The organism is Nostocoides sp., from assembly GCF_037045025.1.
Lineage (GTDB): Bacteria > Actinomycetota > Actinomycetes > Actinomycetales > Dermatophilaceae > Nostocoides_A.
Genome location: NZ_JBAOHM010000007.1, coordinates 605,013 through 619,515, shown reverse-complemented (window position 1 = coordinate 619,515; position 14,503 = coordinate 605,013). Strand labels below are relative to the sequence as shown.

Here is a 14,503-nt window from a genome sequence, read left to right as displayed (position 1 = left end):
TGTGCTGCTCCTTTCGATACGGCGTGCGAACGAGGATCAGGAGTTCTCGGCCGGGACGTCGGTTGTCGCGGACTCCGTCGGCGGAACGACCGGGCCGCGCCGTTCGGAGTTCGACCGGATGCTGCGCCGCGCCGCCGCGACGACCCGCTCCGGGGTGAACCCGAACTCGCGGAACAGAGTTGCCGCATCCGCCGATGCCCCGAAGTGGTTGATGCTGATGATCTCGCCGGCGTCGCCGACCAGGTCGCGCCAGCCCATCGACACGCCGGCCTCGATGCTGACTCGTGCTCGGACGGCTTGCGGCAGCACCTTCTCCTGGTATGCCGCGGTCTGCCGCTCGAACCACTCCCGGCACGGCATCGAGACGACCCGGGTGCCGACCTTGGACTTCTCCAGCTTGTCCGCCGCGGCCAGCGCGATGGCGACCTCGGAGCCGGTGGCGATAAGGATGACTTCGGGTGTCGCCGTGGACGATTCGCGCAGGACATAGGCGCCCTTGCGGACGTTGGTGAGCTTGCCCGAGACCTTGGGGTCCTGGGTGGGCAGCGCCTGCCGGGACAGGCACAGACCGGCAGGGCGGCCGTTCTCGAGGATCGTCACCCAGGCGGCGGCGGTCTCGTTGGCGTCGGCCGGGCGGACGACGTCGAAGCCGGGGATGGCCCGCAACGCGGCGATGTGCTCGATCGGCTGGTGGGTCGGGCCGTCTTCGCCCAAACCGATGGAGTCGTGGGTCCACACGAAGGTGACCGGCAGTTCCTGGATCGACGCGAGCCGGACGGCCGGGCGCATGTAGTCGGAGAAGACCAGAAAGGTGCCGCCATACGGGCGAGTCAGGCCCTCGAGCGCGATCCCGTTGAGGATCAAGCCCATCCCGAACTCGCGGATGCCGAAGTGCAGCGTGCGCCCATAGGGGTCGCCGGGCCATTCGCGGGTCTGCTTGCCGGTCGGGATGAAGGACGGCTGCCCGTCCATCGTGGTGTTGTTGGACTCGGCCAGGTCCGCCGACCCGCCCCAGAGTTCCGGCACGACGTCGGCGAGCGCAGTGAGGACCTTGCCGGATGCCGCCCGCGTGGCGATGCCCTTCTCATCGGCGGGGAAGGTCGGCACCGCGCGGGCTAGGCCGCTCGGCAACTCCCCGGCCAGGATCCGGTCAAGCATTTCGGCGGCGCCGGGATTGGTCTTGCGCCAGGCCGCGAACGTCTTGTCCCACTCGCGGTGGGCCGCCTTGCCGCGCACCTTGACCTTGCGGGTGTGCGTGATCAACGAGCGCGGCACCTCGAAGGTCTTCTTCGGGTCGAACCCGAGCACTTCCTTGAGCCCGGCGATCTCGTCGGCGCCCAGCGCGGAGCCGTGCGACTTGCCGGTGTCCTGCTTGGTGGGCGCGGGCCAGGCGATGATCGTGCGCAGGATGATGAGGGTCGGCCGGGTCGCCCCGCGGCTGGCCTCGCAGGCGGCCAGGAGGGCATCGACGTCCTCGACATAGCTGGCGCCGTCGCCGTCGCCGCGCCAGTCGATGGTCTCGACATTCCAGCCGTAGGCCTGGTAACGCTTGCCGACATCCTCGGAGAAGGAGATCTCGGTTTTGTCCTCGATGGAGATCGTGTTCTGGTCGTAGATGACCGTCAGGTTGCCCAACTCCTGGTGTCCCGCAAGGGCGCTCGCCTCGTGGGTGACGCCCTCCATGATGTCGCCGTCGCTGGCGAGGACCCAGATGTGATGATCGAACGGGCTGGCGCCCTTCTTGGCCGCGGGGTCGAACAGGCCCCGCTGGCGCCGCTGCGCCATCGCCATGCCCACGGCCGAGGCGAGGCCGGAGCCGAGCGGGCCGGTGGTGATCTCGACACCGGCGGTGTGATGCACTTCCGGGTGGCCGGGAGTCTTGGATCCCCACGTCCGCAGGGCCTGCAGGTCGGCCAGCTCGAGGCCGTATCCCGACAGGTAGAGCTGGATGTATTGGGTCAGGCTGGAGTGGCCGCAGGACAGCACGAAGCGGTCCCGGCCGAGCCAGTGCGGGTCGGCGGGGTCGTGCCGCATGACATTCTGATACAGCAGGTATGCCGCCGGCGCCAGGCTCATCGCCGTGCCGGGATGGCCGTTGCCGACCTTCTGCACGGCGTCCGCGGCTAGCACCCGGACGGTGTCGACCGCCCTGACATCGAGATCACTCCACCCGGCCTTCTTGGCCTTCGGCGCGGGCACCTGACGCGCCGGCGTCGGCGCAGGCTTGCGGGTCGCGCGCTTGGTGGGGGTGCGGGCGGCGACATCGGTCACGGCATACCTCTTCGTCTGCGTGGGGACGGGTTTCAATGCTCCAGCGTAGTCGGGGAGTGACCCGCGTCGCAGTGTGCGCGCCGGTAGACTGCTTCGGGTCGCTATCGCGACCACGTTTCGCCGACCGACAGGGACAGATCATCGTGACCACGCTCGACTCCCCGGCCGCCGCGCGGACGGGACGGGCACCGTGGCGGCGGACCGTCGCGGCATACGTCGCCTTGACCAAGCCGCGCATCATCGAGCTCCTGCTGGTGACGACCGTTCCCACGATGTTCCTCGCCGAGCGCGGGGTCCCGTCGTGGTGGCTGGTGGTCGCGACGCTGATCGGGGGCACGCTGAGCGCCGGTGCCGCCAACACGTTCAACATGGTCTATGACCGGGACATCGACGCCCACATGGGCCGGACCGCCAACCGGCCGCTCGTCACCGGTGAGGTGACGCCACGCGCCGCGCTCGTCTTTGCCGTTGTGCTGTCGGTGATCTCGACGGTTTGGTTCGCGTGGCAGGTTAATCTTCTTTCTGCCGCACTATCGTTCACGGCGATCGTCCTGTATGCCGTTGGCTACACGATGATTTTGAAGCGTCGCACGACCCAGAACATCGTCTGGGGAGGCGCCGCCGGCTGTATGCCGGTGCTCATCGGCTGGTCCGCTGTCACCAACACGGTCGGCTGGGCGGCGGTCATTCTCTTCCTGGTGATCTTCTTCTGGACCCCGCCGCACTACTGGCCGCTGTCGATGCGGTTCAAGGAGGACTACGCCCGGGCCGGCGTGCCGATGCTGCCGGTCGTCGAGTCCAATGTCGTCGTCGGCAAGCAGATCGTCGCCTATGCGTGGGCGATGGTGCTCGCCTCGTTCGCGCTGATCCCGGTCGCGCCGATGGGCTGGCTGTATGCCGCGGCCGCGGTGCTTTCGGGCGGCCTGTTCCTGGCCGAGGCACACCGGCTGCTGCGCACCGCCCGCCGGGAGGCATCGATCGCGGCGCTGAAACCGATGCGGCTGTTCCACTACTCGATCACCTATGTGACGGTGCTCTTCCTGGCCGTCGCCCTCGACCCGCTGCTCTATTTCGCGATCGGGTGACGTCGGGCGCGGTCAACGGCCGGTCGCCGAGAAGTGCTGGTAGTCCTTCAGGCTGTGCCAGTCCCCGCCCCAGGGCCAGCCGACGGCGGCGAACGCGCGGACGACCGGATCATCCGGGTGGATCATCCCCTCGACGTCCTGGGAGCGGTCGACGTAGGCGCCGGCGGTGGCGGGATAGACCCTGCCGTCCTTGACCATTGGGTTCTCGAGGGGATTGACGTCGATCGCTCGTCCGTAGGCATGCTGCGAGCAGGTGGTCGTCCCTTCGACGAAGCGGCCGTTGAACGCGGAGGTGTTGTCGGCCCGCATCGAGGTCTCGTCATCGGCGTCGTACTCCTCGACGGTCACCATCCGGCGGATCGGGAAGCGCGCGGCATACAGATCCCGCATCGCCGAGGCAACCGCGTTCACGGCGTCGCGGTGCAGCACCAACTCGCCGGTGTGCGGCCGGTCGTCGAAGCCCCAGTAGCTCAGCGTCACCAGCCGCAAGTCGTCGAGCGAGACCGAGCAGGAGGTGTTCCACGATCCCACGTCGATCATCCGTTGCCTTCGGCTCGCATCAAGGACGGTGACGGTGGACGAGAACTCGGGCGCCGCCGTGGTCGTCGTGGACGTCGTGGACGTGGTGGTCGTGGACGTGGTGGTCGTGGACGTGGTGGTCGTGGACGTGGTGGTCGTGGACGTGGTGGTCGTGGATGCGCTCGATTCGGCGGGCCTTGTCGAACTCGCCTGGGTGGGCGAAGAACTCGCTGAGGTGACGGCTGAGGTGGCCGAGCACGCCGTCAACGTCACCGCCACGAGGCTCGCCGCCCAGATCCGTGCCTGCCTCACAGGGCCCGCAACTCCTCGGGAGTGAAGTCGCCGAAGCCGAGTGAGTCCGGCGTGCGGGCGGCCTCGGCGCGGAAGTCGCGGTCGAGAACCACCGAGGCGAGCTGGATGATGGCATCGACGCTCGGGGTGGGCACCTGCAACCGGCGGGCCAGTTCGGAGAGGAAAACCAAGCCGTAGCCGACGTCTTCGACGAGGTAGCGGAAGTCCAAGGTCGCCGGGGCGCGCGAGGTCGCGAAGCCGACGCCCTGGTTGTAGCCGCTCAGGTAGGTCGCATCGCCCATGTAGCCCTGACGCAGCCCCATCACCGGATCGGGCACGATCGTGATCCCAAGCGCCGCCCCGACCGCGGCCCGCTCCTTGTCGACGGCCTCGATGAGCCGGGCGGACGCCGTGGTCACGCCGTCGGTATAGAAGAAGAAGTCGCCCGCGGTGTTCTCGATCCGGCAGGCGTTCAACAGCATGATGGCCGGGTGGATGACCGGGTTGCCGTTCTGCAGGGTGGTCTGCAGGACGCTGTCGGCGGCCTCGAAGCCCGGCCATACCGGCAGGAGTTTGGCGCGCAGTTCCTCGGTGCGGGCGCGCGGAAGTGCGGCGACGAGCAGCCCGTCGCGCACCCGGGTGGTGATCCGGACCAGGCCCGGCTCGAGCAGCCGGGTGCCATAGGGGAGCGTCTGGGTCTCGCCGATCAGATGGCGCTCGGCGCGCACGTCCAGGCCGAGCGCTTCCTTGAGCACGAAGGCACCACCGCACGAGCCGGGGAGGGCCACCACGGCCAGGTCCGGGCGCAGGTGTGGCCGCAGCGCGGCGCCCATCGCCGCGGTCGCGTAGGCGGGCCCGACGAGCAGGGCCAACTCGGCCCCGTCGAGGGCCACCGCGAGGTCGTGACCGGCATACGCGATGGGCGCGCTGCCCTCCAGCTTGCCGGTGCAGCGCAGCGAACCCGAGGCCGCGATCGCGGCGATGTTGGTGTCGAACTCGGGAAAGTCCCACATCGCAACGTGGTGGTCGTGGCTGGCCCAATCGAATGCCGCCGCTGAGGCCCCGTTGCCGGAGCCGAGAATCGTGACGCGCATGGTTTCCTCTCCGGCCGCCGCACTCGTCCGGCCGGTCACCAGCCTGCCACGTCGCGCAGCGTGGCCCGAGCCGACCGGGCGGCCTCGATCATGCCGCCGAGCGTGGTCCGCATGGCGGCGGCGTCGAGTGGCGCCCGGTCGAGGAAGACGAGGTAGGCCCGGCCGAAGTCGGTGCGCGCCGCCTCGAGCGCGCGTTCACCGGTGGGGGTCAGCGAGATTCGTTGCCGCCGTCGGTCACGCGGATCGCGTTCGCGGGTCAGCAGCCCGCGGCCGTCCATCCGGGTCAGCCATGCCGAGACCGTCGTCAGCGGCACCGCGAAGTCGTCGGCCAGAGCGCTGGCGGTGACCGCCCGGCCGGTGGCGACTGCGCTCGCCACGGCATACTCCAGCGGCTCGAGCGCGCTGCCGGTCATGGCCTCGGCGAGCAGCGCGGTGACGGCGCGAGAGAGCACCGCGATGTCGTAGAACGGCGTCAGCTCGATCTCGGTTTCGTCGCCTGCGGCCATGTCGTCATCGTAGGGTCGAGACACCGAATACTACGATCTCGTAGTATTCGGTTATGGGTCTGGGCAACGTCGGTGCGGTTGCGGTAATCCTGACGCTCGCTCTGGGCGGCTGCGCTGCCGGCTGCGGGACCGGGGCAGGGTCGACTCGGCCGTCGGCCGGGGCATCCGGGTCTTCGGGCAGCGCTACTCCATCTCCGATCGATCTCAGCGGCTGGCGAGACACCGTCCTCGATGACTCCGTGGCCGTGCCCCGTGCCGTGGTGCCCCTTGATGGCGGGCGCCTGCTCGTCGCCGGCCAGGAGGGTCTGGTCCTGGTCATCGAGGACGGCAAGCGCCGATCTCGCCCGTTCCTCGACATCTCCACGCGGATCGACGGCCCGACGGCTGGCTACCTCGAACTCGGCATGCCCGGGTTCGCCCTCGCACCCGACTTCGCGACGTCGGGCAGGTTCTATACCTTCGCCACGCTGCCGCCGCGTGCCGATGATCCCGAGGGGAGCGTGCGGGTCGACACGCTCTCGCGATGGCGGGCCGACCCCACGTCACTGATCGCCGACCCGAAGTCACGCGAGGACTTGCTTGCCGTGCCGCGCCCGATGGCCGATCACGTCGCCGGGGAGATCGTCTTCGATGCGAGCGGCCGGCTCTACACCGCCTTCGGCGCGGAGAGCTTCTCGGCGACCGCGCAGGATCCGAATGACCTGGCGGGCAAGGTGATCCGGATCGACCCGAGGCAACCTGGAGACGCGAACACGCCCTACGGCATACCCGACGACAATCCGTATGCCGCGGGCGGCGGCCGCAAGGAAATCTTCTCCTCCGGATACCGCAACCCATGGCGGCTGGCCTGGACTGGCGATCTGGGATTGCTGGTCGGGTCGGCGATGTTCACCGACAAACCGCAACAGCTGAATGCGCCCCGGCCAGGGGACAACGCGGGTTATCCGGAGGTGCGCACGGCGTGCTGGGTCGCGGGTGCGGTGTCCCAGGCGTGCCGGACCACCGCGGCCGGAGCTGCGATCACCCCGCCGGTGCTCGAGTATGGCGTGCAGGTCGGCACGATCCTCAGCGGCGTGGCGCCGATCACCGGTGGTGCGACCGACAATCCCCTCCGCGGCCAGGTTCTGGTCGCCGACTGGTCCGGCTCGGTGCTCGCGGCCCAGCCCGGCCAGGCCCCGTGGCCGTTCCGGAATGTGTTGCTGCCCAAGGACGTCCACAACCGCAGCCAGCATCTGTGGGATCTCGCCGCCGGCCCCGACGGCAGCGTCTATGCCCTGATCACCGCCAAGTCGATGACCTCCGGCAAGGTCGTCCACCTCGCGCCCTGAGCCCGCCTGGACGAGTCATCTCGTCGTCGACTCAGCCGAGCCCGGACAGGCGATAGAGCACCAGGCTGCCGGCGACGGCGACGTTCAGGCTGGCCCCCTGACCGTGCATCGGGATCTCGACGCACACATCAGCGGCCGCCACCCATTCGTCCGGTACTCCCTGGTGCTCGTGACCCAAGAGCACGACCGTTGGCTGGTCGAGCGGCCGCAGGCGCGGCAGCGGCACGGCTCCCTCGGCGAGTTCGACCGCGACCAGACTCCAGCCGGAATCGCGTTGTGCCTGAATCCAGTTGTCGCGGCCGTGTCGGATCCAGTGGATGCACGGCCGGCGCGATCTCAGCGTGTCGCCGTGCTGCAACGACTCGCGGTAGAAGTCGGTGTCGAGGACGGCGACGCATGCGCCGACGGCATCGCACGTGCGCATCAGGGTTCCGAGATTGGCCCGGAACGCCATCCACAGGGGGGCGACGATCAGGTGTCCGGAGCAGCGGCGGCTGGTGCGGCGGACCCGTCGGAGCTCGGCGGGCCGGGACTTGCGGGGGCTCACCGCAGGTCGGCAGATCCTTCGCGGGCAGCACTGGTCATGTCGTGGCGCCATTCGCGGCGGCGCCGGTCCATCGACGGGGACGTCGGACGTGGCACAGCATACGGCGTCGCCCTGGGCGATTACCCCATTGGCGTGGCCCTCGTGACCGAGCCGGGAGCGCCCTGGATCGCGAACTCGCCGGATCTCTCGGGCATCACGCGGGGAGTAGTCCCCTCTGCTGGTCGTGACAACCCGGTCACCCAGCATAGGAGCACGTCATGTCTCACCTCTCGCGTTTGGCCCCCCGCCGCGTTGACTGCCGGCCTCATCACCGCCTTGGCGTTTGCACCGCAGGCCAGCAGCTCGGCAGACCACGCTCCACGATGTCGCCGAGCGGCTGGTCGCGGCCAAGGGCCCCGGGTTCGCCGGGGTGCGCCTCTCGCCCGAGACCGGCGGGGTCGTCCTGTATTACCGGGGCGCGATGGACGCGAAGACCGCGGCCGCCGTCCGCGCGGCCGGTGGCAGCGTCCAGGTGCGTTCCGCGCGCTACACCGAGCGCGAACTCGTGGCGCAGTCGGCACGGCTTGTCCACCCAGTGCGGCGTGGCGTCGGTGACCGCGAAGGTCGACGGGTCCGGTCTCGAGGCGACCATGGCGAGCGCCTCGACGAGCCGCAGCGCAGGCGAGGCCCAGCTCCGCCGCTGGCGCGCGGCCGCGAAGGTCACCGCGCCGGTGACGCTCGGCGTGGCCTTCGGCGTCAACAAGGCCTACGACCGGCTGCTCATCAATGCGCGCGGCGGTGGCCGGATCTTTGACGGTGGCGTCGGCACCGGCGAGTTCAGCAAGCCGGTGGTCGGTGCGGCCACGCCCTTCGTGGGGGAGTGGCTCTGCCAGTCGGGCTCCTTCTCCGGAGCCCGCTGCAATATCGTCGTCAAGGCCAAGAACGTCAACATCAACACCGACCTCGGTTATGTCAACTATGGCACCGTCAAGGCAGAGCAGGTCGATCACCAAAACGCGGTCGCCAAGGGTGACAGCGGCGGCCCGATGTTCGCGCTGAACTGGCCGAACGCCAACCAGGTGATCGCCAAGGGAACGAACACCGCGATCGACCTCGGCGCCCAGACCGCGTGCACCGGTGTCGCGACCGTGTGCGCGTGGCGGACCTACTTCACCGACATCACGACTTCACTCGCGGGATACCCGGGGGCGTCGATCGTCACCAGGTGAGCCACGTCCCACCATGGGTCGGATTGGCAGTGATTCGTCGCCGCTTCGTGGACTACCCGTCAGCCGGCTCGGTGAGAGACTTCACGCCATACGTCATGGCGACGACGAGCAGGCTGGCGAGCAGCATGTGCACCAGGACGAGAACCTCGGGCAGCTTGGTGAAGTACTGCGTGTAGCCCACGGCGCCCTGGGCGAGGGTGACGAGCAGCACCGCGCGCCAGGCATCGACCGGACGGGCGGAGGTGCCGCGCAGGCGCGTGCCGAGCCAGGTCGCGACGACCAGGCCGAGGAAGAGCATCACCGCGTCGGCGTGCAGCCAGGACGCCGAGCGCGGGTCGAAGCCCAGGCGCGCCGGCTCATCCGCGTCGCCGGAATGCGGGCCCGAGCCGGTGACGATGGTCCCCAGCACGAGCACCACTACCGCGAGCGCCGTTGTCGCCCAAGCGATCTGGCGCACGATTGGCGGCACGGTCGGGCGGCGCGGGCCGCCGGGGAGGGCGGACTCGGCATACGCCGCCGTGGCCGCGGCGACAAGGAGCATCGACACGAGGAAGTGCGTCGCGACCGTCGCCGGGTTGAGTCCGGTGCGGACGGTGATCCCACCGACCACCGCCTGGATACCGACACCGACGAGGACCCCGATCGCCGGCCACAGCAGCGCGCGCCGGCGGTCGGTCCAGCGCCAGATCGCAATGATGCCGGCGATCGCGACGAAGCCGACCAGTCCGGTGAGCGTGCGGTTGCCGAACTCGATGTACTTGTGGAAACCCTCGGCCTGCTCCCGCACCGGGATATAGGAGCCGGCGGTGCATTGCGGCCAGCTAGGGCAGCCCAGCCCGCTGCCGGTCAGCCGCACCAGGCCGCCGGTGACGACGATCAGCACCTCGACCACGACATTGAGGAGCAGGATGCGCCGCAGCCACGGGTTGCCCGGCGGCGCCGAGCGGGTTGGTGCGGGCGGAGCCTGGCCGAGCGTGGTCACCCTGCCAGGGTAGTCGCGCCCGAGTTTGCCGGATCGTGTAGGTCATCGGTCACCCTGGCGACCGATGACCTACACGATCTTGGGCGGGTTCTGCGCGGAGCGCGCAATCGGCCCGGCGGCACGGGTGCGCCGCCCAGGTCGCGCCCCGGACGCGAGCCGATGCGACGAGTTCTGCGGCGGCGTTGCACGGCTCCTGGGTCACTTCCGACCAGCCATACCGCAGCTGCCCCCGCCCGATCAAAGTCGTCGCGTTGGACTTTTGCCGGTCGACCAGGGAACGACTTCGGTCGTGGAAGAGAAAGCCGTCCAGTTCCACGCGCAGGTTCGCGTCGTCGAACTCCAGGTCGTGCCGGCGGCCGACCCCGGCGATCACTTGCCGAACCTGCCGCGTGGCCGGAGGTATGCCGTGTGGCCGCTCGACGTCGCGCACCCACCGCAGTTCCAGCGCTGACTCGGCGCCTTCGGAATCGCAGGTCAGCACGTCTTGGAGGAATCTGCGTGACCTGTGCCGGGGCCAGCGTGCCAACTCGTCCGCGAGCCTGGCCATGGTCGAGCGGTGTTGTTGAAGCGTGCGGCCGATGAGCGCCAACGAGTCGTCTGCCGCTGCGCCCTGCGTCAAGAAGATGACCGTGGACTCGACCGTGGTGCGCGGGGGCCATACCTGCGTACGCAGCTGTTGGACATCGGAGCGGATGACGTCGCAGCCGGTGGGCGGGACGATCACTCGAGCGCGGGGCACGAGGATCGTGACGTTGTCCGGGGGCAGGTCGATCAGCCCGTCGACGTAGGCGGCCGACCAGCCGGCAAGTCCCGCCCGGCGTTCCGGGAGGGCGGCGGCTTCGCCCTTGTCCGCCGCTGTACGCACCCGGTGGATCGCGGTGACCGATGGGCGCGTTGCCGCCAGGATGGCCGCGGCCGCTCGGGTCGGCCAGTCGATCGGACCGGTATGGGTGACATAAACCCCGGGATGGGGTTGCTGCCAGCGCCCGCTGCGCACCTGCCAGCGGCGTGCCGAAGGGGTCAGGCCCAGGCCATTCAAGGTGACGACCGGGAGCGCGTCAAGGCTCGGGAAGACCTCCGAGTCACGCCCGCCCGCCCGCTTGCCCATGCCACGATGGTGCCCCTTTCCGGCGTTGCCCGCGCAGCGTTATCCACAGGCCAGGGATCGTGTAGGTCATCGGTCACCCTGGCGACCGATGACCTACCCGATCTCGGGTGCCCGAGGTCAGTACGCTGGCGGGTATGACGATCGTCGACCCGACCACGACCACCGCCTGGGCAACGCTGACCGGTCTGAAGACGGCATACACGCCGGATTTGCGCTCGGCCTTCGCCAACGACCCGAACCGCGCTGCCACGCTGACCCGCACCGTCGGGGACCTCTTTGTCGACCTGTCCAAGAACCTCATCGACGAGCACATCCTGGCCGCGCTCGTGGACCTGGCGACCGAATGCGATGTCGCCGGCCGACGCGAGGCGATGTTCCGCGGCGACCGGATAAATGTCACCGAGAACCGGTCGGTGCTGCATACGGCCCTGCGGCGCCCGAAGGGAGACTCGCTCGTCGTCGACGGCACCGACGTCGTGCCCGAGGTCCACGAGGTGCTGGAGAAGATCTATGCCTTCGCCGACCAGGTCCGCGACGGGCAGTGGACCGGCGTGACCGGCAAGCGCATCCATACCGTCGTCAATGTCGGCATCGGCGGCTCCGACCTCGGCCCGGTGATGGTCTATGAAGCGCTCAAACCCTATGTGCACGACCAGATCCGGTGCCGGTTTATCTCCAACATCGACCCGACCGACCTCGCCGAGAAGGTCGCCGACCTCGACCCCGAGACGACGCTGTTCATCATCGCGTCGAAGACCTTCACGACACTGGAAACCTTGACCAACGCCCGGATGGCGCGCGCCTGGCTCCTCGACGCGCTCGTCGCCACGGGCGCGATCGAGGACACCGAGGAGGCGCGCACGGGCGCCGTCGCCAAGCACTTCGTTGCGGTGTCGACGGCGCTGGACAAGGTCGCCGAGTTCGGCATCGACCCCGCCAACGCGTTCGGCTTCTGGGACTGGGTCGGCGGGCGCTACTCGGTCGACTCCGCCGTCGGGACGGTGCTCGCCGTCGCCATCGGCAAGGAGAACTTCGCCGGCTTCCTCGGCGGCTTCCACACCGTCGACGAGCACTTCGTCGGCGCGCCGTTCGAGCAGAACGTCCCGGTCCTGATGGGGCTGTTGAACATCTGGTATGTCGACTTCTTCGGCGCCGAGAGTCACGCCGTGCTGCCGTATGCGCAGTATCTCCACCGGTTCGCGGCCTACCTGCAGCAGCTGACGATGGAGTCCAACGGCAAGGGCGTGCGCGCCGACGGGAGCCCTGTGACGTGCGCGACCGGCGAGATCTTCTGGGGCGAGCCGGGCACCAACGGACAGCACGCGTTCTACCAGCTGATCCACCAGGGCACCCGGCTGATTCCGTGCGACTTCATCGCGATGGCCAACACCGCCCACCCGGCCAAGGACGGCGACCAGGACGTTCACGAACTGTTCCTCGCCAACTTCCTCGCCCAGACCAAGGCGCTGGCCTTCGGCAAGACCGAGGCCGAGGTGCGCGCCGAAGGCGTTGCCGAAGAACTGGTCTCGGCCAAGGTGTTTAAGGGAAACCGGCCATCGACCTCGATCATCGGCCCGGCGCTGACCCCCGCCGTGGTCGGCCAGCTGATCGCGCTATATGAGCACAGCACGTTCGTCCAGGGCGTGATCTGGGGCATCGACTCCTTCGACCAGTGGGGCGTCGAGCTCGGCAAGCAGCTCGCGATGCAGATCGCCCCGGCGATCTCGAAGGACGACGCGGCCCTGGCCGATCAGGATTCCTCGACCCGCGGCTTGATCGAGTACTACCGCGCCCAGCGCCACTGACCGCCGAGCCGGCCCCGTCGGCCGAACCGCTCGTGCAGATCGGCGATCAGTCGCTGATCGACTGCCGGTCGTAGGACGCCTGCCGGACGGCGAGGCACGCCGCGACTGCGGGATCCGGGTGGGCGGCGGCCAGCACGGCGAACAGGGCCGGCACGGCCGGATCGACGCGATCGGCCGGCCGCTGCCACCGGGCGATCGAAACCGGCTCATACCTAAACCAGCCGTACGCCGCGCTCTCGCGAGGCCCGGGAGGACGGCAGCGCGGGCCTGCGAGTCTGGGGCAGCATCCATGCCCTGTGCGCAGTAGCGGGCCCGGTAGGTCGTGAGCACGGGCAGCGTCACGTCGTGGAAGTCGTCGACGGCGCTGAGCACGAGTTCGGTCGATTCCGGCTCGAAGCTCACCTCGACGACGTCCTCCCACTCGTCGGCCAGCGCCGGCGGCTCCTCGCCGATCTGGATCCGGAAGGGGACCCATCCGATGTGCATTCCGGTGGTCATGGCCAGGGCCTCGGGGAATGCCGCCCCACAGGCTGTTCCGCTCCCCCCGCGAGCATGGATCAGGTCCGGCGGCGCCTCATAACGGGTGCCCAAGAAGACGAACCCGTAGTGCACGTACACGACCAAGTCCATCGTGATCGCCTGCATCCGGAAACCCTAGTCAGTGCGCCGCCGCCGCGCGCTTTGCTTGTGAAGGCGAGCTCGCGCCCCAGCCGCTGAAGTGTTCATGTTGGAGAACGCACATCGGCCCAGGTGGGGCCGCGCTCAGTCAGTTGACGACGAGAGATTTCGAATTTAGGTGGGAGTCACCCGACCGATATCTCGATCGTATGTCGCCGGCTCACGCCGTCGGCCAGGTCCAGCGCCACTGGCGCCGGCAGTGGCCAACCGAAGTGCTGAGCATCTGATCGGTTCCCGGCCGGATCCCGGCGAACCGCAGCACATACCGGATCAGCACGCCTCGTCGGGCTGGGCACAGCCCGATAGGTCTTGCCTCGGAATGACGGATCTACTTGCCTCGGAATGACGGATCTGCTAGCCTCGAACGCGACGACGTCGAGGGGGCTCACATTGACGCTTGTAACGCGGAGTGAGATCTGGGGCGCGCCGACATATCACGAGGCGACGACCAGTGGAGGCAGCGCTTTTCCTATTTCCTTCACCTACGAGTCTGCCTTCTATTCCAGATTGGAAACTTGGCTCGCGTTCTACTACTCGAGCACTCCTGGCAACTGGTTGTCCCCGCTGAGGCTGTACTCACTTGGAGTGTATAACCCAAGTAGCCCCGGTGCTCACCAACAGTACCGAGGAATCGACATCACTCGTTTTTATGCGACGGTTGATGGCTCCCTTAGGCAAACGGCAAGCGCGAGGTACAACCTTTGGAAGAATTACTCGTCCTCACAGGTGACTGCCTATAGGAAGCAATATTGGGCGCTCAGTGCGAGCCTCTTCTATCATTTCCAGTACGTGCTCCATTATCTGTACAACTACTTGCACGAAGACCACCTGCACGTTGACAATCTCGTGTCCGGATCTGGCAATACTTCGTTCTCGACCTCTTCCGAGACACAAGTGAAATTCGTTCAAGCGTCGTTGAGGTATATATGGGGTTACTCGAGCGTGGCTATTGACGGTGACTATGGCCCGGTATCCAGTGCGTATGCCAGCAGCGCCCTCGACAGGTCCGGCTCGGCCGGGTCTCTTGGAAGCCAGAGCAACTGGCAACGGTTTTGCCTGACGACAACTCGTTTCGGCAGTG

The 14,503-nt window shown here is 68.2% G+C and carries 12 protein-coding genes; 5 read left to right on the top strand and 7 right to left on the bottom strand.

Annotated features, from left to right (window positions below; genetic code table 11):
• Positions 1–36: 36 nt before the first annotated feature.
• Positions 37–2,199 carry a transketolase gene (gene tkt / locus V9G19_RS07590; RefSeq protein ID WP_462285048.1) on the bottom strand — a complete coding sequence of 721 codons (2,163 nt, stop codon included), beginning with the start codon at positions 2,197–2,199 and terminating at the stop codon, positions 37–39.
• 215 nt (positions 2,200–2,414) lie between these two features.
• On the opposite strand from tkt, the gene V9G19_RS07585 reads away from it, so the two are divergent.
• The gene (locus V9G19_RS07585; protein WP_462284859.1) at positions 2,415–3,356 is read left to right on the top strand and encodes a heme o synthase; all 942 of its coding nucleotides are present in this window, start codon (positions 2,415–2,417) and stop codon (positions 3,354–3,356) included.
• Between the two features lie 12 nt (positions 3,357–3,368).
• Here the strand turns inward: V9G19_RS07585 and V9G19_RS07580 are convergent, their stop codons facing one another.
• Positions 3,369–3,896, bottom strand: a complete 528-nt coding sequence (locus tag V9G19_RS07580; RefSeq protein ID WP_462284858.1) for a M15 family metallopeptidase — start codon at positions 3,894–3,896, stop codon at positions 3,369–3,371.
• A gap of 34 nt (positions 3,897–3,930) precedes the next feature.
• On the opposite strand from V9G19_RS07580, the gene V9G19_RS07575 reads away from it, so the two are divergent.
• Complete coding sequence (locus V9G19_RS07575) at positions 3,931–4,212, top strand: hypothetical protein (RefSeq protein WP_462284857.1); 282 nt, start codon at positions 3,931–3,933, stop codon at positions 4,210–4,212.
• Here the strand turns inward: V9G19_RS07575 and V9G19_RS07570 are convergent.
• Positions 4,184–5,260, bottom strand: a complete 1,077-nt coding sequence (locus tag V9G19_RS07570) for an NAD/NADP octopine/nopaline dehydrogenase family protein (RefSeq protein ID WP_462284856.1) — start codon at positions 5,258–5,260, stop codon at positions 4,184–4,186. The two genes, V9G19_RS07575 and V9G19_RS07570, sit on opposite strands and share 29 nt — an antisense overlap.
• Before the next feature lie 35 nt (positions 5,261–5,295).
• Positions 5,296–5,766: a MarR family transcriptional regulator gene (locus V9G19_RS07565; RefSeq protein ID WP_462284855.1), complete on the bottom strand. Its 471-nt coding sequence runs from the start codon at positions 5,764–5,766 to the stop codon at positions 5,296–5,298.
• Positions 5,767–6,005: 239 nt separating this feature from the next.
• Between V9G19_RS07565 and V9G19_RS07560 the strand changes: the two genes are divergently transcribed.
• Positions 6,006–7,094 (top strand): PQQ-dependent sugar dehydrogenase, encoded by a 1,089-nt coding sequence (locus tag V9G19_RS07560; protein ID WP_462284854.1) that lies wholly within the window; start codon positions 6,006–6,008, stop codon positions 7,092–7,094.
• Between the two features lie 31 nt (positions 7,095–7,125).
• Here the strand turns inward: V9G19_RS07560 and V9G19_RS07555 are convergent, their stop codons facing one another.
• Complete coding sequence (locus V9G19_RS07555; RefSeq protein ID WP_462284853.1) at positions 7,126–7,641, bottom strand: TrmH family RNA methyltransferase; 516 nt, start codon at positions 7,639–7,641, stop codon at positions 7,126–7,128.
• Positions 7,642–8,231: 590 nt separating this feature from the next.
• Here V9G19_RS07555 and V9G19_RS07550 point away from each other — a divergent pair.
• Positions 8,232–8,849 (top strand): chymotrypsin family serine protease, encoded by a 618-nt coding sequence (locus tag V9G19_RS07550; protein ID WP_462284852.1) that lies wholly within the window; start codon positions 8,232–8,234, stop codon positions 8,847–8,849.
• 52 nt (positions 8,850–8,901) lie between these two features.
• Here the strand turns inward: V9G19_RS07550 and V9G19_RS07545 are convergent, their stop codons facing one another.
• Positions 8,902–9,831: a COX15/CtaA family protein gene (locus V9G19_RS07545; protein ID WP_462284851.1), complete on the bottom strand. Its 930-nt coding sequence runs from the start codon at positions 9,829–9,831 to the stop codon at positions 8,902–8,904.
• Between the two features lie 49 nt (positions 9,832–9,880).
• Positions 9,881–10,939: a hypothetical protein gene (locus tag V9G19_RS07540; RefSeq protein ID WP_462284850.1), complete on the bottom strand. Its 1,059-nt coding sequence runs from the start codon at positions 10,937–10,939 to the stop codon at positions 9,881–9,883.
• A gap of 134 nt (positions 10,940–11,073) precedes the next feature.
• On the opposite strand from V9G19_RS07540, the gene pgi reads away from it, so the two are divergent.
• On the top strand, positions 11,074–12,744 hold the full coding sequence (gene pgi / locus V9G19_RS07535; RefSeq protein ID WP_462284849.1) for a glucose-6-phosphate isomerase: 1,671 nt from the start codon (positions 11,074–11,076) through the stop codon (positions 12,742–12,744).
• The last annotated feature ends 1,759 nt before the right edge of the window (positions 12,745–14,503 follow it).